This window comes from Pseudoalteromonas sp. SR45-6 (assembly GCF_014163545.1).
In the GTDB taxonomy this organism is placed as follows: Bacteria; Pseudomonadota; Gammaproteobacteria; order Enterobacterales; family Alteromonadaceae; genus Pseudoalteromonas; species Pseudoalteromonas rhizosphaerae.
The window spans coordinates 18,805-43,598 of sequence record NZ_JACJDM010000020.1 but is presented as its reverse complement, the minus strand read 5'-3'; the positions used below and the strand labels follow the sequence as shown (position 1 = coordinate 43,598).

Here is a 24,794-nt window from a genome sequence, read left to right as displayed (position 1 = left end):
CGCTTAGATAATTTTTTTCTAAGCGAGGTTTTTTGGTTATATAGTCTACCACCTTATTGTTTATATCTATTCCCACTCTCATTTACGTTTTCGTAAAACTTGCTAGAGCCCGCGAAGATACTCGCAAATAAAACTTAACCATAAATTAACCTTGTATTCATATTCTGTATGCGAAATTACCCTTTCTTTAAACGGGATGGCTCTAATTTAGTTCTAAATAACGATAAAAAATATATTTTATGGTCTTTTTTTATTAATAAAGTGGCTGTTTTATATACATCATATATCCAAATTAAGTTGACGTATGAGTTAACTGTGGTAGTTTTTAAACTGAGTTGTAAATTTAATGTTATATTTAACCCTGGGCGGAGGAGCTATGAGCTCACAAATGACAATAAAAAATGCTTTTAAGCTAAGTGCGGTATCGCTTAGTTTTGTAGGCTTAAGTACGCATGCAGCAGTTGACTGTAGTGTATTAACACAATGGCAAACGGGTCAAACTCACAGCGGTGGCAGCCAAGTACACGCACAAGATAATGCGTATGAGGCAAAATGGTGGACACAGTCAAATCCAGTTGAAAATGCTGGTGACTGGCAAGATTGGAAACTTTTGGGTTTGTGTGACAGCGCTGTCACAGAAAATCAGGCGCCAAATATTACAGTATTAACCCCCGCAAACAATTCTCAACTTGCTGATAAAGACAGCGTTGTCATGACTGCGCAAGCAACCGATGACGATGGCTCTGTGACAAAAGTTGAGTTTTTTGTTGATGGTGCATTAATCGCAACTGATAGTAGCGCACCGTTTAGTACTAATTGGCCTGCAGTTGTCGGCACACATCAAGTGAGTGCTGTGGCAACCGATGACGATGGCGCGCAATCTACGCAAGTGATCAATACGATCAGTGTTACTGAGATCGTGGAGCCGGTTAATCAAGCACCGGTGGCAACAATTAGTTTCAGCAGTTTACCAACAGAATTAACGGTTGGCTCACAAGTGGTGTTTGCGCTTGCTGGTACTGACAGTGATGGTCAAGTAACGGCACTTAACTTTGCGGTTAATGGTGCTGATGTGCACCAAGCAAGTACGGCATCAAGCAGTTATGCTTGGCAAGCAACAGCGCTTGGTCAGGCAACCTTTACGTTAACGGTAACTGATAACGAAGGCGCAACAGCCCAAGTAACAAAGCTGCTTACTGTTGTTGAAGAAAATACCGGACCAGTGACTGGAACTGATTGTCATCCGCAGGGGTTATATCAAACACCAGGTGTAAATACGCCGTATTGTACTGTGTATGATGCAGATGGTCGTGAGATAATGGGTGTTGATCATCCGCGTCGTGTAATTGGTTACTTTACCAGTTGGCGCAATGGCGCAAATGGCCAACCGAGCTATTTAGTAAATGATATTCCATGGGATAAGATAACTCATATCAACTATGCGTTTGCCCATGTTGATGCCAATAATAAAGTATCGATTGGCGATCCAAATGCTGCAGGTAATCCAGCTACAAATATGGAATGGCCAGGAGTGGTAGGTGCCGAAATGGACCCAAGCTTCTCGTATAAAGGTCACTTTAATCTTTTAAACAAATTCAAAAAACAACACCCACACGTTAAAACATTAGTATCTGTAGGTGGTTGGGCTGAAACGGGTGGTTTCTTTGATGAAACGGGCCGCGTTGAAAGTGGTGGTTTTTATACCATGACGACCAATGCAGATGGTTCAGTTAATCAAGCGGGTATTGATGCCTTTGCAAAAAGCTCAGTCGAGTTCATTGAAAAATATGGTTTTGATGGTGTTGATATTGATTATGAATACCCATCATCAATGAAAGATTCAGGTCATCCTGATGATTTCCCAATTTCAAATGCACGTCGTGCAGGTTTAAATGCATCTTACCAAGTACTAATGAAAAAGCTGCGCGAAGAGCTAGACCGTGCTGGTGAAAAAGCGGGTAAACATTATTTACTAACAATTGCATCGCCTTCTTCAGGTTATTTACTACGTGGTATGGAAACATTCCAAGCGGTTAAATACCTCGATTACGTTAACATCATGTCTTATGACCTTCACGGTGCATGGAACTCGCATGTTGGCCACAATGCGGCCTTGTTTGATACCGGTATTGATTCTGAACTAGCGCAATGGGGGGTTTACTCAACAGCTGAGTTTGAAGGGATTGGTTATTTAAATACTGATTGGGCGGTACGTTATTTTCGTGGTGCAGTATCGGCAGGACGTATCAATATTGGTATTCCTTACTACACCCGAGGTTTTAAAGATGTCAGCGGGGGTACTAATGGGCTGTGGGGGCAATCTGCACTACCTAATCAAGCAGATTGCGCAACAGGTACCGGCGTTGGTGAAAAGAACAAGTGTGGTAATGGCGCATTAGGCATTGATAATCTTTGGCATGATAAGAACGATGCAGGACAAGAAATGCCAGCAGGTTCTAACCCGTTGTGGCATGTTAAAAATCTTGAGAACGGCATTGTTGGTTCGTACTTAGGTGTGTATGGCTTAACACCAGAGACTGATGTTGATGATCAATTAACGGGTACTTATACACGTCACTATGACAGCGTTGCTGTTGCACCTTGGTTATGGAACTCAGAGAAAAAAGTATTCCTATCTATTGAAGATGAGCAGTCTATGGCAGCTAAAGTTGATTACGTAATTAACAATGGCCTTGGCGGTATCATGTTCTGGGAACTTGCTGGTGATTATGATTTTGACTCAGCAAAAGGTGAGTACTTCATGGGTTCTACCTTAACAACTTTGGCTTATGACAAGTTTAACCAAAGTGGTGTGGCGTACGACACTCATCCAGGTAATCCAAACTTTGTTGTACCAACTGAAGCGGTAGATGTAACGTTTGCAGCAAAAGACTTCCCAATTGGTGATGATAACTACCCAATTAGCCCAACATTTGCGTTCACTAATAACTCCAATATTGATCTAAGCGGTGCGAAAATTTCGTTTGATGTACCTGTATCAACATCGGCTATTTTTAAATCTAACTGGAACGCACAAGAAAAATTGGGCATGGCAGTTGAAGTAAATGGCTCAAATGCGGCAGGTAACAACATTGGTGGGTATGAAAATGAATTCCACCGTTTTTCAATCACTCTGAACAATGAATGGGGCGGTCAACCGAAAGACTTCAGTGGTGGCAAAACAGTCAATGCGCAAGTTATGTATTATATGCCAATTACCGGTCCTAGTAACTTTACTATAGAAAAAGATGGCAAAGTTTACGCGTTCAAATTTGAATACCCACAATTGCCTGATGGGACTACCGGTGGCGGCGACACCACGGATCCTGGTAATGGTGGTGGCGATACATCTGGTATGTGTGAAGGTGTGGCTGTGAGCTCAATCCCTGTATATCCAAACTTCCCTCAAAAAGACTGGGCAGGCAATCCAAGCCATGCCGCAGGCGGTGACTTAATGGTTCATAACAGTGCCGTTTATAAAGCGAAGTGGTGGACAAGTTCTGAACCAGGAGCAACAGCTGACTGGACTAAAAGTTGTAGTCTGTAAGTAAATAATAGGGGCAAGTTTGCTTGTCCCAAAATTTCAGCTTTTCAAGGACAAAACAATGAAAGCTATTAAATTTAAAACTTTATCACTCTCGGCAGTGGCAAGCAGCGTATTACTAACAATTATGCCAGCGCAAGTGAACGCCCATGGTTATATGGATAGTCCAAAAGCGCGGCAAGCTTTTTGCCAAGCCGATGGTGGGTATTGGTGGCCAGAAGATGGCACTAATATTCCAAACCTTGCTTGTCGTGCCGCATTTTTAGAGTCGGGTACAGTGCAATTTGTACAAGATATTGAGTTTTCAGTTAATACACCGGACTACTTAAATCAAGCTGCGGTAGAGGCTAAGGTACCAAATGGGTCGTTATGTGCCGGTGGTGACAACGCAAAGCGTGGTATGGATTTATCTTCGCCGCATTGGCAACGCAGTGATGTGGTGCCTAATGCCAATGGTGAAATTCAAATTCGTTACTTAGCAGCAACGCCGCATAATCCCAGTTTTTGGCAGTTTTATTTAACTAAACCAAGCTTTAATGCAGCAACAGATGTATTGACGTGGGCTGACTTAGAGCTAGTTCAACAACATGAAAATATTGACGTTATCAAAGATACCGATGGCAAGCGTTATTACGAAATGAATGTTGCTATTCCACAAGGGCGCAGCGGCGATGCTATTTTATATAGCCGTTGGCAACGTATTGATGTGGTGGGGGAAGGTTTCTATAACTGTAGCGATATCAATATTGTGACAGACGCAGGGCCGACGGATCCGAGTGTTTGGTCAAGTGTTGGTTACTTTGTTCGTCAAGGACAAAGTGCCATTGCTGGTGACACTGTTTGGGCACGTTTATTTGATGAAAATGGCCAAGAGGTTATCAATCAGCAATTAAAAGTGACCGCTGCGAATCAAGCGAGTTGGCAGCAAGCACTGGCACAACAACTGAACTTAGATTATGCCCACTTAGTACAAGTTGGCGTGCAAAATCAAGCCGGTGACGTGGTTTATAACAGTACTGATGTACTGACTAATCAAGTGTATAGCAGTAATGAAAATTACACTTATAGCTTAAGCGTGCAAAGCGCTCCCACTAATACTGCGCCAATTGTACATACTTTGGATGATTTAGTTGTCGATGAAAACACCAGCACAGCCTTACACCTTCATGCTTTTGATGATGAACAAACGCAATTGAGCTACAGCTGGTTAGTGCCAGCACCACTGAGCTTTACCGGTGGTGACGCAAACGTGGTGATTAGTGCGCCAGAGGTATCAACAAGCACAGATTATACCGTGTCAGTGTCGGTTTCGGATGGTCAATTAAGTACTCAAACTAGTTTTAAAGTCACCGTAAATGACAGCGTTATCACTGATCCTGATGTTGTAGCTTGGAGTAGTAGTGCAGTTTATCAAGCCGGTGACAAAGCCAGTTTTCAAGGAGTTGTTTATACCGCGAAATGGTGGAGTCAGGGTCAGCAACCTGATAGCTCTAATGCATGGCAAAGCGATTCACAATCGGATGTGAATAACGATTGGAATGCAAGTAAAGCCTATCAAAGTGGCGCTGAAGTAACCTATCAAGGACAGCGCTATAGCGCTAAGTGGTGGACTCAAGGTGATACACCTGGACAAGCCAATGTATGGACCAAACTTTAATCAGAAGCCTAAGTTTTGTAGTTCAAACTTATTAAATAATTAAATAAATAATGGATAAGAGAGAAATATGAATATTAAACAGTTAACAGCAGCCATTGGCGTTGCTCTATTTGCAAGTACAGCCGTTGCAGCACCGTCTACACCAAGTATTAATTGGGAACCGCAACAATATTCGTTTGTTGAAGTGAACTTAGAAGGTAACGGTTCTTATAAGCAACTTGTTACCCGTGTGGATCTGGTGAGCATCAATATTCAATGGAGTGCATGGAGCGGTGACGGTGGTGACAGCTACAAAGTTTACTTTGATGATATGTTGGTAAATGAAGGTACACTTGCTGCAGGTTCTAAGAGCGGGACTATTTCTTTCCCTTATGACAAAGCTGGTCGCCATACATTGTATGTAGAGCTATGCGAAGGTGGTACTACTTGTGCACGCAGTGCCGGTAAGCCAATCGTAATTGCAGATACCGACGGCGGACACTTAGCGCCACTGCCGATGGATGTTGATCCTAATAATCGTGATATTGGTACCAAAGCAGGGTTAGTGACCGGTGCGTATTTTGTTGAGTGGGGTATTTACGGTCGTGATTATGATGTAACAAACATTCCAGCACAAAACTTAAGTCACATTTTATATGGCTTTATTCCAATTTGTGGTGAAAATGCATCATTAACTGGCAGCCCTAAACAAGCACTTGAAACAGCCTGTGCAGGCTCTGCTGATTATGAAGTGGTTATCCACGATCCATGGGCTGCTGTACAAAAAGCATTACCAGGTGTGGATGCAGCGGATCCAATCCGTGGTACGTATTCACAGTTAATGGCACTTAAGCAGCGTTACCCGGATCTTAAAATCTTACCATCAGTAGGTGGCTGGACGCTATCTGACCCATTTGGTGGTTTTACTAATAAAGCTAACCGCGACACATTTGTAGCATCAATGGAAGAGTTTTTAAGAACCTGGAAGTTTTACGATGGTGTTGATATTGACTGGGAATTTCCTGGTGGTGACGGCGCTAACCCAGATATTGGCGATCCGATAAATGATGGTCCTGCATATGTTGCGTTAATGCAAGAGCTGCGCGCTATGCTTGATAAGCTTGAAGCTGAAACAGGCCGTACTTATGAGCTTACGTCAGCAATTGGCGCTGGTTACGATAAAATTGAAGACGTTGACTACCAAGCCGCTAGCCAATACATGGATTATATCTTCGCTATGACTTATGACTTTTATGGGGCATGGAGTGGCGTAACTGGCCATCAAACTGCGCTTTATTGTGGTGAGCATATGAGCGTAGGGCAATGTAATGGTACGGGCGTAGATGAAAACGGTGAGCCACGTAAAGGCCCTGCTTATACAACAGATAACGCAGTACAGTTATTATTAGCACAAAATGTAAACTCGAAAAAAATTGTTGTTGGTACTGCTATGTATGGCCGTGGTTGGGAAGGTGTTTATCCAACAGGCACCACTATTGATGGTAACCCTATGACAGCAACAGGCTCCGGTCCATTAAAAGGCTCAACAGCACAAGGCGTGTGGGAAGATGGCGTTATTGATTATAAAGGCATCAAAACTCATATGATTGGTGCTGCAGGTACTGGTGTTAATGGCTTTGAAGTAGGCTACGATGACCAAGCGCAAGCGGCGTATGTGTGGAATCGCGCCACAGGTAAACTAATCACTTATGATAGCCGTGAGTCAGTGATAGCTAAAGGTGCTTATGTTAATCAATATAACTTAGGTGGGTTATTTGCATGGGAAATTGATGCAGATAATGGCGATATTCTCAATGCTATGCACGATGGCTTAGGCGGAGTTGTTACACCACCAAGTAATAAAAAACCAGTGTTATCAGTATCAAGCACTGTAACCGTGAACGCTGGCGAAAGTGTTTCTGTCAGTGCTTCAGCAACAGATGCCGATAATGATCCACTGACGTTTAGTTGGACTGCATCACCTGAGTTAACAGTATCTGGCAGTGCAACAAGCACATTGGCAATTACTGCACCTAACGTAACCCAAGACAGCCAGTTTACCGCAACCGTCAGTGTAACTGATGGCAAAGCAACGGTAAGCCAAAGTGTTTTGGTTAATGTCATCGCGCCAACAACTGGTGACAACACTGCACCGACAGTTGATGCGATTGCTGATATCACTATTGAAGAAGGCGCTTCTGCAGCAGTAACGGTTGTTGCCTCTGATCCGCAAAACGACGCACTGACTTATACATGGTATGTCCCTGCAGGTCTTACATTAGTTGGCAGTGGTGCCAGTGTTAATCTTACGGCCGGCGCAGTAGCTGCAGATACAAACTTAACAGTATCTGTGGCAGTAAGTGACGGCCAAGTTGCTACCACTCAAAGCTTTACTGTAACGGTAACTAACACCGATACAACGCCTCCTACAGGTGATACGTGGGATGCCAGTAAGGTATATGTTGGTGGCGATACTGTTGTTTATAACGGCGTAACATACAAAGCTAAATGGTGGACTCAAGGTGATCGTCCCGACTTAGGTGGCGTTTGGGAAGCAATTACGCAACCAACAGATGATACAGGTGCTCTGATTTGGCAGTCATCAGCAACTTACAATAGCGGTGACCAAGTTTCTTATGGTGGTAACAAATACCAAGCGAAGTGGTGGACTCAAGGAAATGAGCCCGGCGTAGCAGACGTATGGAAATTACTTTAATTAGCCTATTAATCAAGCCTACTTTTAGGTAATAAATTAAAGTGTAATTTACTCACATAAAGCAGCTTTCGGGCTGCTTTTTTTGTATTTCGAGTCAGATGCACCATACTGTACAAAGCGTCTATAATTTTACTAGGCTGTAGTTATTAAATACATTTACTTATTTTTGATATTGTTGAGTCCAATTAGTAGCGGCTGCGAAAAAACTCTGCAAGTAGGGGTGGTGTTACCTTGGCCACCGTTTGTCTTTGATGGTGAGCAGGCTCTTACAGGAATAGATGTAGAGATCAGCCGTTTGGTGTTAACGCATGCTGGATTCTGTAGTCAGTTTGTGTCTTTACCGTCATCAAAGCGCGGTTTGGTCGAGCTTGAAAAAGGCCGCGTGGATATATTAACTGCTGCGAGTTTCAATCAACAACGTGCCCAATATAGTCACTTTTCAACCCCATATAGACGTGAGAAAATGCGGCTGTTCTGGTATGAAGATGCTAAGTACCTAACACACGATTTAGCCAGCCTGTTGGCGCAACAAAAAACCATAGCCGTAAATAATGGTGGTTATTATGGTAAAGAATTTGAGCAGCTAAGCAAAGTCACAAACAATAAAGATTTACTTGTACGAGTACCTTTGCTCAAGCACCGGCTATATATGTTAAAAGCTAAACGCGTCGATTTTATGATCGATGATGAAATATCTGGGTTATACCTCATAAGCCAAGAAAAAATCCCCGGTATTACACTGCATCCTTATGTTATTCATGATAATCCAATCCATTTTATGCTCAGTAAAAAAACGGTCACGATGGACAATGTGCGCTCAATTAATGCAGCGATCATTGATATGCAATCGAATATCAAGCAAATAATTGCCAGCTATACCTATTAATTAACTGGCTATAATTGATACCACTAAAGCTGCGCACGTTTTACTGTGTCTGAAGGGTTTTCACCAAATAGTTGTTTATAGTCTTTAGCAAACTGGCCCGGATGCCAAAAGCCCCAATTGGCGGCAATCATTGAAATGTGTTTATTTTGTTGCGGATCACTGAGTTCACGGCGTATTTGGTTAAGCCGGGTCATGCGTAAAAAACGCAGCGGATTGATGCCTAAAATACTTTCAAAGCTGTATTGTAAAGTCCGTCGACAAACGTAGGTAAACTCACATAATTGGGTGATAGTCACTATGTTGTCTGGGTGATCGTGAATAAATTCTTTCGCTTTATCAACAACGTTTTTACGGTGTTTATAACTTGGGGTTACTTTTTGCTGGGGGAGTTGTGATTGCAGTAAGTGCAGCACTAAATTTAATAAAATATCGTGTTGTAAAGCCGCACTTGCTCCACCGCCATTAGCATAAATGATTTGTTCAATGCATTCACGAGCACGTTGCAGTGCTTGTGGTGATGTTGTAATACGCGGTGATCCATGCTCACAAATGCCCTGAAGCGACAACCCTTGTTGCTGAGCAATTTGATGAAGGGTATCTTGATTGATCACCATGCCATAAATATTAAATTGCGCAGGGGTGATCAGCTCAAAGTTGCAATCACTTGGGCGGCACATTAATTGATTATCAGCGATGGTGAGACCGTTAATTTTACTGTTTAGTGCGTTTACCGGAATGCCAAGCCATAACGCATTTGGCCATACTTTACACTGTTGTCGTAATGCGCACTGTGTATACTCTTTAAACACTTGCAAACCATCATAAGCCACTTCATCAATACAGCCATAAAAGCGGCCATCACTGACTTGATCATATTTTTGTTGCCAGTTTGTTAGGTTTCCCGCCTGCTGGTCCACATCGGTTGTAGCTAAAGTGCACTTACTTGGTGCATTTGTCGGTAAATTATGTTGCATAGTTGCGTATTACACCTCAGGCTAATTATTACAAGTAAACAGTAGTTGTCCGATTTTTAATTTTAACTATATGATTTTTATTGTTTAAGTAACATTTGCCAAAACTTGATAGTTGCTTGGTACGCTATAAGCTACCTTAAAAGAATCGTTGTACTGTTTATTGCTTTATTTATTGTTTTTTATTGTAGTAAAAGCAATAGCTGTGCCTATCCTTTTTAACACACATTTTGTCAGCAAGGTAAGTTTATGAGTAAATCGTATCGATACACGTTAGGAAGTAAAACCTACCAGTTTAACAATCTCGCACAGTTAATGGCTAAAGCGACCCCGCAGCGCTCTGGTGATAGCTTGGCAGGTGTTATTGCCAGTTCTGCCGAAGAGCGAGCCGTGGCACAAATGACGCTGGCAGAAGTCCCTTTAAAAACATTCTTGAACGATGCCTTGATCCCTTATGAAGACGATGAAATTACTCGGCTAATAATAGATGAACATGACACTAACGCATTTGCAGCAATCGCACATTTAACGGTAGGTGATTTTCGTAATTGGCTGCTGAGTGATCACGCAACAAGCCATGTTTTAGCGACAATCAGAGCGGGTATTACCCCCGAAATGGCTGCTGCTGTTAGTAAAATAATGCGTAATCAAGATCTGATCTTAGTTGCCAAAAAGTGCCATGTTACGACTGCATTTAGAAATACCATTGGCTTACCTGGCCACTTATCAACACGCTTACAGCCTAATCATCCAACAGATAATGTAAATGGCATTGCCGCGAGTATTTTAGATGGGCTGCTGTATGGCAGTGGCGATGCCGTAATTGGTATTAACCCCGCCACTGATAATGTTGCACAAGCGATTAAATTAATGCGGTTAATGGATGATGTGATTGAAAAATACCAGATCCCGACTCAAAGCTGTGTTCTCACGCATGTAACTAACACCATTGAATGTATTGAGGCCGGTGCGCCGGTTGACTTAGTGTTTCAGTCTATAGGGGGGACTGAGGCGACTAACTCAAGTTTTGGTTTTAATTTAAATACACTTGCTGAGGCGCAAGATGCAGCACAAAGTTTAAAACGCGGAACAGTAGGCAATAATGTGATGTATTTTGAAACGGGGCAGGGCAGCTCGCTATCAGCAAATGCCCACCATGGGCTTGATCAACAAACGTGTGAAACCCGTGCTTATGCCGTAGCGCGAAAATTCAAACCGTTACTGGTCAATACCGTAGTGGGTTTTATTGGCCCGGAATATCTATTTGATGGCAAAGAAATTACTCGAGCAGGGCTTGAAGACCATTTTTGTGCCAAATTACTGGGTGTGCCTATGGGCTGTGATGTGTGCTACACCAACCATGCTGAGGCAGATCAAAATGATATGGACAACTTACTGACCTTACTCGGTGTAGCAGGGTGTTCGTTTGTAATGGGGATCCCCGGATCTGACGATATTATGCTTAACTATCAAACCACCTCATTTCATGATGCTCTGTATGCAAGGCGGGTATTAGGTTTGCGTCCAGCACCTGAATTCGAACTTTGGCTGGCAAAAATGAACATTATGACAGATACCCAGCAGCATATTTTGTCTGACACGTTACCGTCACAATTTGCACGTTCTTTGAAAGCTTTAAGTGGTGGACAGCCATGAAAAACTCATCTCCCAAAACGGCACAGCAAATACAGCAACAACATCAAGATAATGGCAAAGTGGTGCATAACCCATGGCGGCAACTACGCAGCTTTACCGATGCACGCATTGGTTTAGGGCGCGCTGGGATCAGTCTTCCGACGGCTGAAATGTTGGCGTTTCAACTCTCCCATGCGCAAGCACGAGATGCGGTTAATTTTCCATTGGATTTAGCTGCGTTAAGTGAACAGCTAGAGGATTTTTGCGCGTCACCACTGCATTTACATAGCCAAGCCGTGGATCGCAATCATTATTTACAACGCCCTGATTTAGGTCGAAAACTAGATCAAGCATCGCGCGATCAGCTAAGCAACTATATGAGGAAAGCGGCTATAGCCACTGAGTTACACCATGATATCGCAATCGTTATTGTTGATGGTTTATCGTCTTTAGCTGTACAAAAAAATGCCCATCCTTTTCTTGTTCAGTTACTGACGATACTGCGTGAACAACCAGAGCCATGGCGTTTGGCACCGATCAGCTTAGTTGAGCAAGGTAGAGTGGCGATAGGCGACGACATAGGTGAGCTCCTTAATGCCAAGGTGGTGCTGGTATTAATTGGTGAACGGCCTGGGCTAAGTTCTCCAGATAGTTTAGGGCTGTATTTAACTTGGCAGCCAAAAACAGGACTGAATGATGCTTGTCGTAATTGTATCTCTAATATTCGTCCTGCGGGGCTGTCATATCAGGATGCAGCACAACGGACTTTATATCTTTTACAAGAAGCGAAACGTTTAAACCTGTCAGGGGTGGGGTTAAAAGATCGCAGTCAAGACGATGTGATAGAGCATCAAACGCAAACAACAAACTTTTTACTATCAGAATAATCAACAACGAAAACATAATGTAATTACAACAATAAATAGCAGGAGAAGATAATGTCAGATAATAAAGAGTACCTTGCAAAAAGACAGTTAAAACGAGGCTCCGCGGGATGGATTTTATTGGCGGGATTAGGAGTATCGTATGTTATTTCTGGGGATTTTGCAGGTTGGAACTTTGGTATTGCAGAAGCTGGTTGGGGAGGCTTTGCTGTCGCCACAGTATTAATGGCGGTAATGTATTTAACTTTGGTTTTGTCATTAGCAGAAATGTCGGCGGCCATTCCGGCATCGGGTGGTGGCTATAGTTTTGCGCGTCAGGCAATGGGCCCTGCTGGTGGTTATTTGACCGGCTTGGCCGTGTTAATCGAGTATGCATTAGCACCCGCTGCGATTGTTATTTTTATTGGCTCGGCAGTCGAAGCGCTACTGGGTTTTAATGGCCCTTGGGTGTATGCGTTGTTCTATATTGTGTTTATCAGTATTCATTTAGCGGGAGTGGGTGAAGCGTTAAAAGTGATGATGGTGATAAGTGGCTTAGCGGTTTTTGCCATTATAGCCACTGCGATCGCATTATTTACACATTTTGATGTGTCGCGATTGTTTGATATTGCCATCACCGATGCTGCTGGAGCCTCCGAGTTTTTGCCCTTTGGTTGGTATGGCGTGTGGGCTGCATTGCCGTTTGCAATGTGGTTATTTTTAGCCGTTGAAGGCGTACCATTAGCGGCAGAAGAAGCCAAAGAACCAGCTAAAGACGTGCCAAAAGGAATTATAGGTGCAATGTTGTTTTTATTGTTTACTGCTCTGTTAGTCGTAGTATTGATCCCTGGTGCCGGTGGTGCCAGCGCAATGGGGTCTAGTGCCGTGCCGTTAGTTGATGCGCTAAACGTAACAGGGAATGCAAGCTTAGCAACACTCGTTAATATATTAGGTTTAGCGGGTTTAGTGGCGTCGTTTTTCTCGATTATCTATGGGTATAGTCGGTTAGTGTTTGCGCTCTCTAGAGCGGGCTACTTTCCAAAAAGTTTGTCGGTTACAACTTCACGAAAAGTGCCGGCACGTGCCTTAATTGTGCCGGGTATTTTTGGCTTCTTAGCATCATTAAGTGGTGAAGGTGATTTAATGCTGGCGATGGCCGTGGTAGGCGCTACGGTTTCGTATGCATTGATGGCATTGAGCCATATTTTACTGCGTATTAAACAGCCTGAACTCGCACGACCTTATAAAACGCCAGGTGGCATGATAACCTCAGCAATTGCGCTGGTCTTATCTTTGGTGGCTTTAACTGGGGTATACGCGTTTGATCCTCGTGCATTCTTGTTTACTGTGGTGTTATTTGTGATCGGAGCGATTTATTACTTTGCATACAGTAGTAAGCACTTAGTCGCACACAGTGCCGATGAAGAGTTTGCTATGTTGGCTGAAGCTGAAGCCGCTTTAAGTGCAAAATAGTGATAGTTTAATGTTATCAATAGGCCGTTAGCACGGCCTATTAATAATGCAATTAACCAAGGCGGGTCACGTTTATTTTTATACGCCCAGCATTAGCGCCATAAAAACGCACCAAATCATTTGCAAAAGGCGTAAATTCTCCTGAGTGAGTCATTTTAAATTCATCCCCATCGGCAATCTCAAAAGCATCATTATCGCTATGGGCAATAGCACCAATTAAGGCAAACCAGTTTGCATGTGGTAAACGACGAAAGGGTTCGAGCAATGCCATGGGGAGCTCTTTTACACCCAACTGTAGGTTATCTCGGTGCCAACCTTGTGGCCCACATTTTACGCCATCGTCATACCAAAGTTGTTCTGGGTAAGGGCTAAAGCGATAAGTAGCCCCTTGTTCAAGCATTAGTCCTGTTGCATTGTATTGCTCTGCGGCATAAACCAACACATCTTGGCTTTGGCCAATTTGTAACACTGACATGTTTTGATTTTTTAAAGCTATATGGGCAGACAAACCGTTAAAACTAAGCGTAGTTTGATCTGCATACAGCAGTTGATAACTAAGGTTTTTTAAAGACTCGGGACGATAACTGGTTAATTGATTGATACGTGTAGCAACACTGTGGTGGATAATGGGTAACAGCTTACTTTGTTCGTCATCAACCAGCACGGTACATTCACGATCAATCAGTTTAAATAAAGGATTAAACCAAAAATAATTCTGTTGATGGCTTAACGCGAGAGGATCTGGGGTGATGGTCATATCATCTTGGGCGATAAAACTGTTTTGATCCGCAGGAAATAACGATGAATACTCGATTGCTTGACTAGTTAAAAAGGATAAAGCCACAGGCAGTTCAAGTAACCACTCCATTGCAAAGCGTAAGCAAATATCCGCCAGCCCATCTCGATAATAGCCACCACCGATATCGGAATGTGCGCCTGCAAACCATATTTCATGTACATTGTTTTGATGATTTATAAGGGTAGGCTCAAAAGCTCGACGCTTTTCATCCAGTGCCACACAATGCAGAGCCTGATTTATGTTGGTCGCTAAAGTATGGTTTTCAAAAATAACATGCTCAGCGCCTCGGGTGGCCTTGGTGACTTTGGATAAACCAATGGATGCCACAGTATCAAATACGCATAAATAAACGTTATTATCTATGAGCGGCTCTAAGCACTTTGCAAAACGTCGTGCTAACGCAGCGCCGCGACTAAAGCCAGTGAGTAACAATGTATCGCCAGTTTTGTAGTAGCGCTTAAAATCATTTATAGCATGATTTAAAATACTGGCAACATCGTCATCGCGTGGTGCGAAAGATTGATTGAGGAATCGCTTTAAACGACTTCCTTGAGTTCCAATACCTTGGTAATAGAAGCTAAGTTGATTAGTAAAAGGAGTAACGGGCTCGTTATTTAATTGGCCACCCATTAATAAATGAAGTTTGAGAATATTCGAAATGCTTGCATCTTCCTTAAAATGCGCAGAGCTGAACTGCTCAGCATCACGTGGCTCACTACCTGTGCCATCAAAGTTGAAAATCAGCGTTTTCGCGGTCATAGCATCATTCCTTTATGTGGTTTTTTATAACTTACAGGTAAATTATTTAAATTTGAAGACAATCCACTCAAATATGCTATAAGGATTTTTTGTTATTAATTTTAGGCAATACTTTTTTATAGATTGAAAATAATATAGTCAAATGTAGTCTAAGCTTAAACAGTTGAAGCTCTGGTTTAGTAACAAAGTTCAAGTTGCCATTAAGCCTTAGGTTAAATAGTTAAGTTACGCAGATTTGCCTAGAGCAAATGTATTATTGTGTATCTTTAGATAGGCATGATAAAAGGTATCGTGTTGCTATGACTAAATTTTTTATTATTTTGCTGTTATGCATATAAAGTACTGCTGCGCTTTCTAATTCAATAACACAGCCTTTAGTAGGATCTCATAATGAATGGCCTCCCTACATATTTGCTGATGGAACGGGTATGACTACTGAGCTTGTACGTGCTGCATTTTTTAGCCAGAATATTGCATTCGATATTAAAATAGCGCCATTTAGTCGTGCAATGCGAATGTTAGAAAATAATGAAATAGATTTGATCCCTGCATTATGGTGGACAGAAAATCGTGCTAAAACAATTTTGTTCAGCCAGCCCTACTTTACTAATGAACTTAGCATAATTAGTAATACTAAGTCGCAGCTTGATTATCAAGGGCCTCACAGCCTAGAAAGCTTAACAATCAGTACAATCAGAGGTTATGGATATCATGAGTATTTATAGTCTATTGATAGGCTTACAATCGTTCCTTTGCTTAATGTCCATAGTTGTCTTGAGCATGTAAAAAAGCATCGCGCTGATATTGCTCTGGTTGATAAATATGCAGCATGGTTTGAAATGAAAAAAAATGGTTACTCAACAGAGCTAACAATTTGGCAACCAGCTTTAATTAAGCACCCTCTTCATATAGGGATCAGTAAAGAGCATCCCGATGCTGAATATATAATAACCTCCTTCAACAAAGGGCTAGAGCAAATAAAGCGCTCAGGTGAATATGATGAAATATTAGCCCGTTACGAACATCTAGCCTCAGCACAGCCAGAGTAACTAATAAAAAAAATAAAGACACCCACCTAATAAATGGCGATTGTAGTAATTCAAACTTAAATGACACCCATAATAATGACTATATTTGCAGTATTACCATGAGGAACTAGTATTTTATAAGGAACGTGATATCTGAGATATTTATGGCTACTGCAAGAAATCGACAAATCAGTTTAACGGACACTCGTTACTATCATTGTATATCACGATGTGTAAGACGTGCCTATTTGTGTGGTGTGGATGAATATACGGGTCAATGTTATGAACACCGCAGAAAATGGGTTGAAGATAAGCTAATGAGTTTGGCATCTCTCTTTTTTATAGATGTGTGCGCTTATGCAGTAATGAGTAATCATACTCATATTGTAGTGTACGTAGATAGTAAAAAGGCGGAAAGAGTAAATGATAGAGCAGTTGCAATTCGCTGGCATAAAGCCTTTAAAGGTTCTGAATTAACACGACGTTTTGCTAAAGGTGAAAAGCTAGCATCTTTTGAGATGAAAATAGTTACAGATAGTATTGCGCAATATCGTTCAAGGTTAATGGATATTAGCTGGTTCATGCGCTCTTTAAATGAATATATAGCGCGAAAAGCAAATAAAGAAGATGACTGTAAGGGGCGATTTTGGGAGGGACGGTTCAAATCCCAAGCGTTACTTGATGAAGCCGCATTATTAGCATGTATGGCGTATGTTGATTTAAACCCAGTTCGTGCAGGTATTGCTGACAAACCAGAAAATTCAGATTTCACGAGTGTCAAAAAGCGTATTATTTCGGTCGCAGCAGGGAAACAGCCCAAATCATTACAACATTTTTCAGGGATGGCAACACAGCATATGGTGAAAGGTTTACCTTTTGAGCTAACTTCCTACCTTTCTCTTGTTGATGCGACAGGGCGCTGTATTCGTCCTGATAAAATAGGTTATATAGCCGCCGATCTAACCCCTTTGCTTGAAAGGTTGCAAATAACCCCCGAAAACTGGTTGAAAGTTACCAGCAAATTTACCACCGTTTTTCACGGTGCTGTTGGAAGACCTGAGTCGTTAAATATGTTTTGTGAACATCAACACTTTAAGCGACGAACGAATCTAACGAATTGCGAAAAATTACTAGCGTGATAACGTAGCCAACCAATAATACATAACTTATTAATTCAGATTTTTTTGACGCCTAAAAATGCAAACGCCTGATATTTATCTGCCATTTGTATAAAAGTCCTTTTTGAAAATAACTACGGTTTTTAATTGTTTCGTTTATTGCCCTAACCTGGATGTTTGCAATTTCATTCTTATTTTGAATGGGTGTCATTGCAATTTTTAGATGGGTGTCTTTTTTATTTACCTTCAATCCATTGCTTTAAAATGTAAGTTTGCATTTTTTTAGATATATATGGATGGGTGTATGGATGGGTGTCAATTTTAATTTTAATGGGTATCATTATAATTTCTAGATGGGTGTCATTTTTTATTTTATTTCTAGGTGTGTAAGTGAAGCGGCGGCTCCACTTACTCTTGTTAGTTGCTTAATGTAATTTCATCTTTGGCCTAACGACCCGGAGCACTTTTTCGCTGATCCATAATGCAAAGGTTTTGGCGCTGCCGTGGATAGCGCGTTGATGCATGCGATAGAGCGAAATATACATAAAGCGGGCTATCTTGCCTTCAATAAAAAAGCTATTACTAGTGAGGTTGCCCATTAAGCTCCCCACGGTACTGTAGCGTGACAAATTGACGAGCGAACCATGATCGCTGTATTCAAAGCCAGTTAACGGCTGTTGGCGCAGTGTCGCAATTAGGTTTTTTTCAACACATTGTGCCATTTGATGGGCTGATTGCGCACGGGGCGGTACTAATTTGCCATCTTTTTGTGTAAACGCGCAACAGTCACCTAATACAAAAATGGTGTCATCGCTATTACTTTGCAAATAGTCGTTCACCATGATTTGGTTATTACGAGTTAGTTCAAAAACCCCGAGATCTTTTATAAAATCGGGGGCTTTTACACCCGCTGCCCATACCATAATGTCGGCATCGATCTGTTCATCATCTTTAGTGATGAATCCTTGATTTGTTGCCTGCTTTACTTGGGTGTTTTCTCGAACGTTAACACCAAGCTTTAGTAGCTCTCTTTTCGCTGAGTTTGCTATACGCTCTGGTAGGGCGGGTAAAATACGCGGGCCTGCTTCGATTAAGTGAATGTGTAAGCGCTTTGCCGACATATTTGTCAAACCATAAAGTTTTAATAAGTCAGAAACATGATACAGCTCAGCTGAGAGTTCAACGCCTGTTGCGCCACCGCCAACAATGGCAATATTTAATGCATGCTGTGGGTCGTCGTCTTGATGTAGCCGAGTAAAGTTATCGAGTAGCGCGTGCTGAAAGCGTTCCGCTTGTTGGTTTGAATCAAGATAAAAACAATGTTCTTTAATACCGGGTGTATTGAAGTCGTTACTGACGCTGCCGATGGCAATCACCAAGTAGTCATAATGAACGGTGCGTTGTGGTAAAATTTGATGGCCAAGTTCGTCATTAAAGGCACTGAGTGTGATGGTTTTATTAGCGTTATCAAGGTTGCAAAAAGTGCCAAGTTGAAAGTTATAATGATGTTTTGCTGCGTGTGCTGAGTAAACTACCCCATCTAAATCGGCATCTATAGAACCCGTTGCCACTTCGTGCAGCAAAGGTTTCCAAATATGGGTGCGATTTTTATCAATTAATAGAATGTCGGCGTGTTTTTTCTTCCCTAGTTTATGCCCTAATTGCGTTGCGAGCTCAAGGCCGCCGGCACCGCCACCGATGATCACGATTTTAGGATGTGTGGTTATCATTTCATTGCCCTCAAAAGAATTATACCTAAATGCTCTTATGATGATGAAACGTATAGAACACTTAGGTATTGAGCTGAACAAAAATGTTCAAAATACCTTTTCAAGCAACGCATTTATAATGCGCCTTTTCTCACGATTTGTCAGTAAAATTTAATAGGAACAAATAGATAAGCCAAGAAAATAAAGCAAAAAAAAGTTACCATGGCAAACATTGCATTTTCAAACTATGATTTCCTTTATTAGGGAATATGAATAAAGGGAAATATTATGAGCGGATCGATACTTTCTTCACTTGAGCAACACTTTGGGTTTAGTCAATTTCGCCAAGGTCAGCAGCAAACCATAAAGCAACTGCTAAATAACCAATCATCATTGGCAATTTTCCCCACTGGATCTGGTAAGTCATTGTGTTATCAGTTAACTGCATTGCATTTACCTAATCTAACGCTGGTTGTTTCGCCATTACTTGCGCTGATGAAAGACCAAATTGGTTTTTTAAATAACAAGGGAATTTATGCCGCAAGCCTTGATTCAAGCCAAACTACAGAGCAAAGCCACACTGTAATGAGCGATGTGCGTGCCGGTAAAGTGAAAATCTTAATGGTGTCGGTAGAACGTTTTAAAAACGAGCGATTTCGTGAATTTATTAATCAAGTGGCTATTTCAATGCTGGTGGTTGACGAAGCTCACTGTATTTCCGAATGGGGCCATAATTTTAGGCCTGATTATTTAAAACTGCCGCGCTATCGTGATGAGCTCAATATTCCCTTGGTATTATTATTAACGGCCACCGCCACTAAAAAAGTAAAGCGTGATATGAGTGAACGTTTTGCAATTACCCCAGAATGCATTGTACAAACTGGGTTTTATCGGGCTAATTTAGACTTATCGATACTCAGCGTGAAAAGCGCTGATAAAGCAAGTACATTGGCTAATATTGTGCGCGAGCAAACGGGCCCAGGGATTGTTTATGTGACCTTACAACATACTGCAGAGCAAGTCGCTGAAGCGCTTAGCCGCCAGGGCTTACACGCTGTGGCTTATCATGCTGGGCTTGAAGATACCCTGCGTTATGGTATCCAAGATGATTTTATGGCGGGTAAAATTAATGTCGTAGTGGCCACGATTGCGTTTGGTATGGGGGTTGATAAATCAGATATCCGTTTTGTTATTCATTATGATTTACCAAAGTCGATTGAAAACTACAGCCAAGAAATTGGTCGTGCAGGGAGAGACGGACAACTATCGCAGTGTTTTACATTGGCTAATTTAGATGGCTTAAACACGGTTGAAAACTTTGTTTATGGCGATACCCCAGAGCTTAGCGGTATTGAGCATGTGATCAACGATATTCGCCAACACCAAAGCGATCACTCAAAAGAAAGTCAACAGTGGGAAATGCAAGAATACAGCCTTTCAAGTGATAGTAATATTCGCCAATTAGCGCTTAAAACCTTGTTAGTACAATTGGAAATGCAAGGTGCAATAACACCACTTTATGCTTATTACGCCGACTTTAAATATAAGTTTTTGGTTGATAAAGCCGCTTTACTTGGTCACTTTGATGCTGATAGACAAGCATTTTTACAGTTAATATTTAACCATACCCAGTTTAAAAAAATCTGGGGCACACTAAATTTTGACACGCTTACCCAAGCCGCTCAGGTGGATCGCAAACGCGTTGTTGCAGCGCTTGATTATTTAGCAGAGAAGAATTTAATAGCACTTGAAACAAAGCGAATCACCCAAGTCTATCAAGTACATAATGAGGTAATTAATAACCCTGAGCTGGCTAAGCAATTACACAGCTATTTTGTTGATAAAGAGCAAGCTGAAATTAAGCGTATTGCGGCACTTATTCGCTTTTTCGAGCTTAAAACATGTTTGAGCTATAACCTTGCTCGTTATTTTGACGACCATCAAGCGCCACAGCAATGCGGCCATTGCTCAGTATGTAGAGGCCAAGCTGTAACACTTGAATATTCACTCGCTCATAGCTTTGCTAACGATGCTGTAATTTATCAAAAGGTTGATGAGTTACTTAGTCACCTCGCCAGTAAAGGTATACATAATATAGGTATTGAAACCCAATGCCGCTTTTTAGCGGGAATGAGCGTACCGTTATTTGCGCGTAACAAAGTGCGTCAACTCAGTGGTTTTGGTTTGTGTGAGCAGCAGCGTTACAGCGAAATAAAAGCGAAACTACTGGCGCGTTAGTTTTGCTCGTGTATGCTAAGCGGCTAACATTATTTTAGTAAGCCGCTATGCCTCAAACCGTTATCCCCATCGACAATATAATTCCTATTGAAACAGTTACTAACGCCCCTGAGCCGGTTACCTGTGCTAACTGCCAAGCATGTTGTTGTCAGTTAGAAGTGCGTATTGTGACCGACACCGGTGTGCCATTTCATTATATTGAGTATGATAAATGGGGCAGCGAAGTGATGAAACGCGCCGATGATGGTTGGTGCCAAGCACTCGACCGCAATACCTTAATGTGTTCAATCTACGAAAACCGCCCGTTAGTATGCCGCGAATTTGAAATGGCATCGGACGAGTGCATCACCGAGCGTGACCTTGCAGGGATCTGATGGTTGCTTTAGCAGTGGAACACTAAGTGATTGAATTATAATCACTATTCGGCTATGGTTGGTAACTCAACAATAACATTAAACAATCATGCATAAATTAATCACTATTGTGTCAGTTACTTTTCTTAGCTTTATTATATGGGTCATATATCAAGCTAATACGGGGCAACATAGTATTTTCTTTGAGCTTGTTAGAAGTATCCCTTATGGCGATAAAGTAGGGCACTTTTGTTTATTTGGTTTGCTTACTCTAGGTGCTAATTTTGCGTTTAAGCTAAAATCATATTCAGTATTGTCATGCAATTTGTATATTGGTTCGAGCGTCGTGTTTCTATTCGTTTTATTGGAAGAGCTAAGCCAATACTTCATACCTAGTAGAACCTTAGACATCGCTGATCTACTTGCTGATGCTTTTGGTATCCTCACTTTTAGTTTGATAACCAAGCTGATAAATAAAGGTTCGCGATGACGAGTTTTGTTAGCTTACATTAGTTGATTACTGCAAATGAACAGCTTTTTCTCCTGCATAGCAAGCGCTGGTTTGAAGGTTTTTTTGTCGTTAGTTTATTAATGTATCGATAGTTAAATTTTATTCAATTCAATTCAGAACCATTAACCAACCTCATATTCGTTATGCAAGCTCTTAAACCATCATGGTTAATTTTTGGCTGTATTCCATAAATTAACAATGGGTGTCTTTGTTATTTTCCAATCAATTTTTAGTTTACACATTACGAAATTAAGATGGGTGTCTGTGTTATTATCTTTATGCAAGCTCTTAAACCATCATGGTTAATTTTTGGCTGTATTCCATAAATTAACAGTGGATGTCTTTGTTATTTTCCAATCAATTTTTAGTCTATATATTACGAAATTAAGATGGGTGTCTGCGTTATTATCTGTGTTTTTAACCTATGAAAATCGTCTGTTAGTATGTGGCGAATTTTAAATGGCATCAGGTGAGTAAACCACTGAGCGAGCATTAGCTGGGATTTAGTTTGAGATTCTCCCAGCTCTGCTATTTAGCCAATCGATAATTGTGCGCTTGGATACCTTAGTTTCCTACTGCGAGGACTCGCTAAAAAGTAGGCAATGGTTAAGGGACCAATCCTTCCCATAAACATTAAAAACATAATGATAAATTCGCCCAGCGGAGAAAGAGAAGCAGTTAAACCCCGCGACAATCCTACAGTGCCAAGTGCAGACACAGCCTCAAAGGCGACATCTAAAAAAGGCGCATCTTCAACAATCAGTAAAGTAAAAATAGCCAGCCATGTTATACCCGCTGAAACAAGGGTTAAAGCCAGTGCTTTATATACAGATTCTTTGTCGATTTCTCGGCGTAACACAGTAACGCCTTTATCGCGGCGTAAGTAGCTGTAAGTTGCTAAAATCAACACCACAAAAGTCACTACTTTTATACCACTTGCGGTACTGAGTGAGCCTCCACCAATAAACATTAACATCATTGTTAATGCGGTACTGGCATTTCTCAGCTCTTCTATAGCAATGGTATTAAATCCAGCCGTACGCGGTGTTACGGCTTGAAACCAAGCAGCTAGCCATTTACCGACTTCTGACAAGGGTTGCAGTGTTTTTGGATTGTCATATTCAATAACGTAAATCAGTACCAGCGCTACAATATTGATGATAACCGTGCTGATCAGCATTAACTTACTATAGGTGCTAAGGGCTGCCCAACGTTTTGATTTATACACATCCATGAGTACGGTAAAACCTAGGCCACCGATAATAAACAAACCAGTAACGGTAAGATTGATCACAGGATCGTCAACATACTGCATTAGGCTGTTGGGGCTAAGCGCAAATCCCGCATTATTAAATGCACTAATGGTATAAAACAACGCATGGAAAAAGCTGGTTTGTAAGCCCAGCTCAGGGAGCCAGTACAGCGTTAAAATAACAACACCGAGTGACTCAACAATGATGGCAAAAAGCAACACTGATTTTGCCGTACTCAAAAGTGTTGATGTATCTGTTTGATTAAAAGCTGCTTTAGTTACTGTTTTTTGAATAAAGCCAACTTTGTTACCCAATGCCAGCAAGGTTACCACTGCAAATGTCATCAAACCCAAGCCACCAAGTTGAATTAATAGCGCGATCACCCCTTGGCCAAAAGGGGTAAATGCGGAGCCTGTGTCTACCACAACTAATCCGGTGACGGTTACCGCCGATGTTGCAGTAAAGGCACTTTGTATCCACGAAATAGGTTCATTGGTGGCAAAAGGCAGCTTTAATGCTAAAGCCCCTAGTGCGATTAATATCAAAAAGCTGCAGCATAAAATAAGCGGCGGTGCAGCATTGATTTTTTTATGCCCACTGACTTTGCGCTCAATAGGCGTTTTGAGAGGGTGCCATAAAACCATGGTTATAACAGCCTTGGAGCTAGATAGTTTAATTCGACTCGGCTACCTGATAGCAGTAAGGTGTCGTGGGTATGTAACTCAAAGTCGTCATCAAGCTTGACAAACGTTTGCTTGGCGCGCTTTACCAATAGAGGGTCTACAGTGCCTTTTATTTCTCTGAGTAGATGCCCTAGTTTTGTTTTATGTAGGTGAGCTTTTATACTTACTTCAACAACGTATAAGCCATTGCCTAATGAAATATAGTCGTTCACTATCGGGTAATTAAGCGCTTGTGCAACGCGCACACCCATTTCTTCTTCTGGGTGAATAATACGCGAGACACCCAACTTTGATATAATCGTATGATGCGCTTTGGTGCTGGCTTTAACCCATATTTGTTTAACCGCTAAATTTTTTAGTGCTAAGGTACACAATATGCTGGACTGCATATCTTCACCGATCGCGACTAAGACCGCTTCACTATTTGCTAAATCGAGCTCCTTTAACGCCGCTTCATCTGTTGAATCGCATACCACTGTCTCTGATAAGTGCTCAACATACTTTTCGGCGAGTTTTGGGTTGCTATCAACGCCAGTCACTGTGTGTCCTAAATGGATCAACTCCAAGCTTGCTGCAATGCCAAAGCGGCCTAAACCGATAACTGTAAAATGTGCCATAG

General features: G+C 41.6%; 18 protein-coding genes. 13 read left to right on the top strand and 5 right to left on the bottom strand.

Annotated features, from left to right (window positions below; genetic code table 11):
- Nucleotides 1-376 precede the first annotated feature (376 nt).
- The 4 genes from H5158_RS10600 (at nucleotide 377) to H5158_RS10585 (ending at nucleotide 8,782) form a co-directional block, all read left to right on the top strand.
- Entirely contained in the window at nucleotides 377-3,547 is a 3,171-nt protein-coding gene (locus H5158_RS10600; RefSeq protein ID WP_182739991.1) for a glycosyl hydrolase family 18 protein, read from the top strand.
- Between the two features lie 58 nt (nucleotides 3,548-3,605).
- The gene (locus H5158_RS10595) at nucleotides 3,606-5,201 is read left to right on the top strand and encodes a lytic polysaccharide monooxygenase (protein ID WP_182739990.1); all 1,596 of its coding nucleotides are present in this window, start codon (nucleotides 3,606-3,608) and stop codon (nucleotides 5,199-5,201) included.
- 67 nt (nucleotides 5,202-5,268) lie between these two features.
- A complete protein-coding gene (locus H5158_RS10590; RefSeq protein ID WP_182739989.1) occupies nucleotides 5,269-7,896 on the top strand; it encodes a glycosyl hydrolase family 18 protein in 2,628 nt (875 codons plus the stop codon).
- A 175-nt stretch (nucleotides 7,897-8,071) separates the two neighbouring features.
- Complete coding sequence (locus tag H5158_RS10585) at nucleotides 8,072-8,782, top strand: ABC transporter substrate-binding protein (protein WP_182718241.1); 711 nt, start codon at nucleotides 8,072-8,074, stop codon at nucleotides 8,780-8,782.
- Between the two features lie 23 nt (nucleotides 8,783-8,805).
- Here the strand turns inward: H5158_RS10585 and H5158_RS10580 are convergent, their stop codons facing one another.
- Entirely contained in the window at nucleotides 8,806-9,756 is a 951-nt protein-coding gene (locus H5158_RS10580; RefSeq protein WP_182739988.1) for a helix-turn-helix domain-containing protein, read from the bottom strand.
- Between the two features lie 246 nt (nucleotides 9,757-10,002).
- Between H5158_RS10580 and H5158_RS10575 the strand changes: the two genes are divergently transcribed.
- The 3 genes from H5158_RS10575 to eat are packed head-to-tail and all read left to right on the top strand — an operon-like array spanning nucleotide 10,003 to nucleotide 13,724.
- The gene (locus H5158_RS10575; protein ID WP_182739987.1) at nucleotides 10,003-11,409 is read left to right on the top strand and encodes an ethanolamine ammonia-lyase subunit EutB; all 1,407 of its coding nucleotides are present in this window, start codon (nucleotides 10,003-10,005) and stop codon (nucleotides 11,407-11,409) included.
- Nucleotides 11,406-12,275, top strand: a complete 870-nt coding sequence (eutC, locus tag H5158_RS10570) for an ethanolamine ammonia-lyase subunit EutC (protein WP_182718244.1) — start codon at nucleotides 11,406-11,408, stop codon at nucleotides 12,273-12,275. The genes H5158_RS10575 and eutC overlap by 4 nt, the downstream gene beginning before the upstream one ends.
- Nucleotides 12,276-12,326: 51 nt before the next feature.
- A complete protein-coding gene (gene eat, locus H5158_RS10565) occupies nucleotides 12,327-13,724 on the top strand; it encodes an ethanolamine permease (protein WP_220491282.1) in 1,398 nt (465 codons plus the stop codon).
- Nucleotides 13,725-13,776: 52 nt separating this feature from the next.
- Here eat and H5158_RS10560 read toward each other — a convergent pair whose 3' ends face one another.
- Nucleotides 13,777-15,282, bottom strand: a complete 1,506-nt coding sequence (locus H5158_RS10560) for a DUF2235 domain-containing protein (protein ID WP_182739986.1) — start codon at nucleotides 15,280-15,282, stop codon at nucleotides 13,777-13,779.
- Between the two features lie 362 nt (nucleotides 15,283-15,644).
- Here H5158_RS10560 and H5158_RS23750 point away from each other — a divergent pair, with 362 nt between their 5' ends.
- The 3 genes from H5158_RS23750 to H5158_RS10545 all read left to right on the top strand — a co-directional run bounded on the left by H5158_RS23750 (nucleotide 15,645) and on the right by H5158_RS10545 (nucleotide 17,449).
- On the top strand, nucleotides 15,645-16,007 hold the full coding sequence (locus H5158_RS23750; protein ID WP_182740002.1) for a transporter substrate-binding domain-containing protein: 363 nt from the start codon (nucleotides 15,645-15,647) through the stop codon (nucleotides 16,005-16,007).
- Between the two features lie 27 nt (nucleotides 16,008-16,034).
- Nucleotides 16,035-16,331 (top strand): transporter substrate-binding domain-containing protein, encoded by a 297-nt coding sequence (locus H5158_RS23745; RefSeq protein WP_182718247.1) that lies wholly within the window; start codon nucleotides 16,035-16,037, stop codon nucleotides 16,329-16,331.
- A 143-nt stretch (nucleotides 16,332-16,474) separates the two neighbouring features.
- Complete coding sequence (locus H5158_RS10545) at nucleotides 16,475-17,449, top strand: transposase (protein ID WP_182718248.1); 975 nt, start codon at nucleotides 16,475-16,477, stop codon at nucleotides 17,447-17,449.
- A 404-nt stretch (nucleotides 17,450-17,853) separates the two neighbouring features.
- On the opposite strand, the gene H5158_RS10540 is transcribed toward H5158_RS10545, so the two are convergent.
- A complete protein-coding gene (locus tag H5158_RS10540; protein ID WP_182739985.1) occupies nucleotides 17,854-19,158 on the bottom strand; it encodes an NAD(P)/FAD-dependent oxidoreductase in 1,305 nt (434 codons plus the stop codon).
- Nucleotides 19,159-19,425: 267 nt separating this feature from the next.
- On the opposite strand from H5158_RS10540, the gene H5158_RS10535 reads away from it, so the two are divergent.
- From H5158_RS10535 to H5158_RS10525, 3 genes are all read left to right on the top strand, one after another.
- Nucleotides 19,426-21,375, top strand: coding sequence for an ATP-dependent DNA helicase RecQ (locus H5158_RS10535; RefSeq protein WP_182739984.1), 1,950 nt, complete (start codon nucleotides 19,426-19,428; stop codon nucleotides 21,373-21,375).
- Between the two features lie 47 nt (nucleotides 21,376-21,422).
- Nucleotides 21,423-21,749 carry a YkgJ family cysteine cluster protein gene (locus tag H5158_RS10530; protein ID WP_182718251.1) on the top strand — a complete coding sequence of 109 codons (327 nt, stop codon included), beginning with the start codon at nucleotides 21,423-21,425 and terminating at the stop codon, nucleotides 21,747-21,749.
- Nucleotides 21,750-21,837: 88 nt separating this feature from the next.
- Nucleotides 21,838-22,218: a VanZ family protein gene (locus H5158_RS10525; protein ID WP_149981943.1), complete on the top strand. Its 381-nt coding sequence runs from the start codon at nucleotides 21,838-21,840 to the stop codon at nucleotides 22,216-22,218.
- 553 nt (nucleotides 22,219-22,771) lie between these two features.
- Here H5158_RS10525 and H5158_RS10520 read toward each other — a convergent pair.
- Both H5158_RS10520 and H5158_RS10515 read right to left on the bottom strand, forming a co-directional pair.
- Nucleotides 22,772-24,136: a TrkH family potassium uptake protein gene (locus tag H5158_RS10520; protein WP_182739983.1), complete on the bottom strand. Its 1,365-nt coding sequence runs from the start codon at nucleotides 24,134-24,136 to the stop codon at nucleotides 22,772-22,774.
- Between the two features lie 2 nt (nucleotides 24,137-24,138).
- Nucleotides 24,139-24,792, bottom strand: coding sequence for a TrkA family potassium uptake protein (locus H5158_RS10515; RefSeq protein WP_182718253.1), 654 nt, complete (start codon nucleotides 24,790-24,792; stop codon nucleotides 24,139-24,141).
- Between the last annotated feature and the right edge of the window lie 2 nt (nucleotides 24,793-24,794).

What these genes read in the sequence shown, in the direction of transcription:
- H5158_RS10580 (WP_182739988.1), bottom strand. Translation starts at nt 9,756, where the DNA reads ATGCAACATAATTTACCGACAAATGCACCAAGTAAGTGCACTTTAGCT.
- H5158_RS10515 (WP_182718253.1), bottom strand. Translation starts at nt 24,792, where the DNA reads ATGGCACATTTTACAGTTATCGGTTTAGGCCGCTTTGGCATTGCAGCA.
- H5158_RS10540 (WP_182739985.1), bottom strand. Translation starts at nt 19,158, where the DNA reads ATGATAACCACACATCCTAAAATCGTGATCATCGGTGGCGGTGCCGGC.
- H5158_RS10590 (WP_182739989.1), top strand. Translation starts at nt 5,269, where the DNA reads ATGAATATTAAACAGTTAACAGCAGCCATTGGCGTTGCTCTATTTGCA.
- eutC (WP_182718244.1), top strand. Translation starts at nt 11,406, where the DNA reads ATGAAAAACTCATCTCCCAAAACGGCACAGCAAATACAGCAACAACAT.
- H5158_RS10525 (WP_149981943.1), top strand. Translation starts at nt 21,838, where the DNA reads ATGCATAAATTAATCACTATTGTGTCAGTTACTTTTCTTAGCTTTATT.
- eat (WP_220491282.1), top strand. Translation starts at nt 12,327, where the DNA reads ATGTCAGATAATAAAGAGTACCTTGCAAAAAGACAGTTAAAACGAGGC.
- H5158_RS10545 (WP_182718248.1), top strand. Translation starts at nt 16,475, where the DNA reads ATGGCTACTGCAAGAAATCGACAAATCAGTTTAACGGACACTCGTTAC.
- H5158_RS10595 (WP_182739990.1), top strand. Translation starts at nt 3,606, where the DNA reads ATGAAAGCTATTAAATTTAAAACTTTATCACTCTCGGCAGTGGCAAGC.
- H5158_RS10575 (WP_182739987.1), top strand. Translation starts at nt 10,003, where the DNA reads ATGAGTAAATCGTATCGATACACGTTAGGAAGTAAAACCTACCAGTTT.
- H5158_RS10520 (WP_182739983.1), bottom strand. Translation starts at nt 24,136, where the DNA reads ATGGTTTTATGGCACCCTCTCAAAACGCCTATTGAGCGCAAAGTCAGT.
- H5158_RS10535 (WP_182739984.1), top strand. Translation starts at nt 19,426, where the DNA reads ATGAGCGGATCGATACTTTCTTCACTTGAGCAACACTTTGGGTTTAGT.
- H5158_RS10530 (WP_182718251.1), top strand. Translation starts at nt 21,423, where the DNA reads ATGCCTCAAACCGTTATCCCCATCGACAATATAATTCCTATTGAAACA.
- H5158_RS10600 (WP_182739991.1), top strand. Translation starts at nt 377, where the DNA reads ATGAGCTCACAAATGACAATAAAAAATGCTTTTAAGCTAAGTGCGGTA.
- H5158_RS10560 (WP_182739986.1), bottom strand. Translation starts at nt 15,282, where the DNA reads ATGACCGCGAAAACGCTGATTTTCAACTTTGATGGCACAGGTAGTGAG.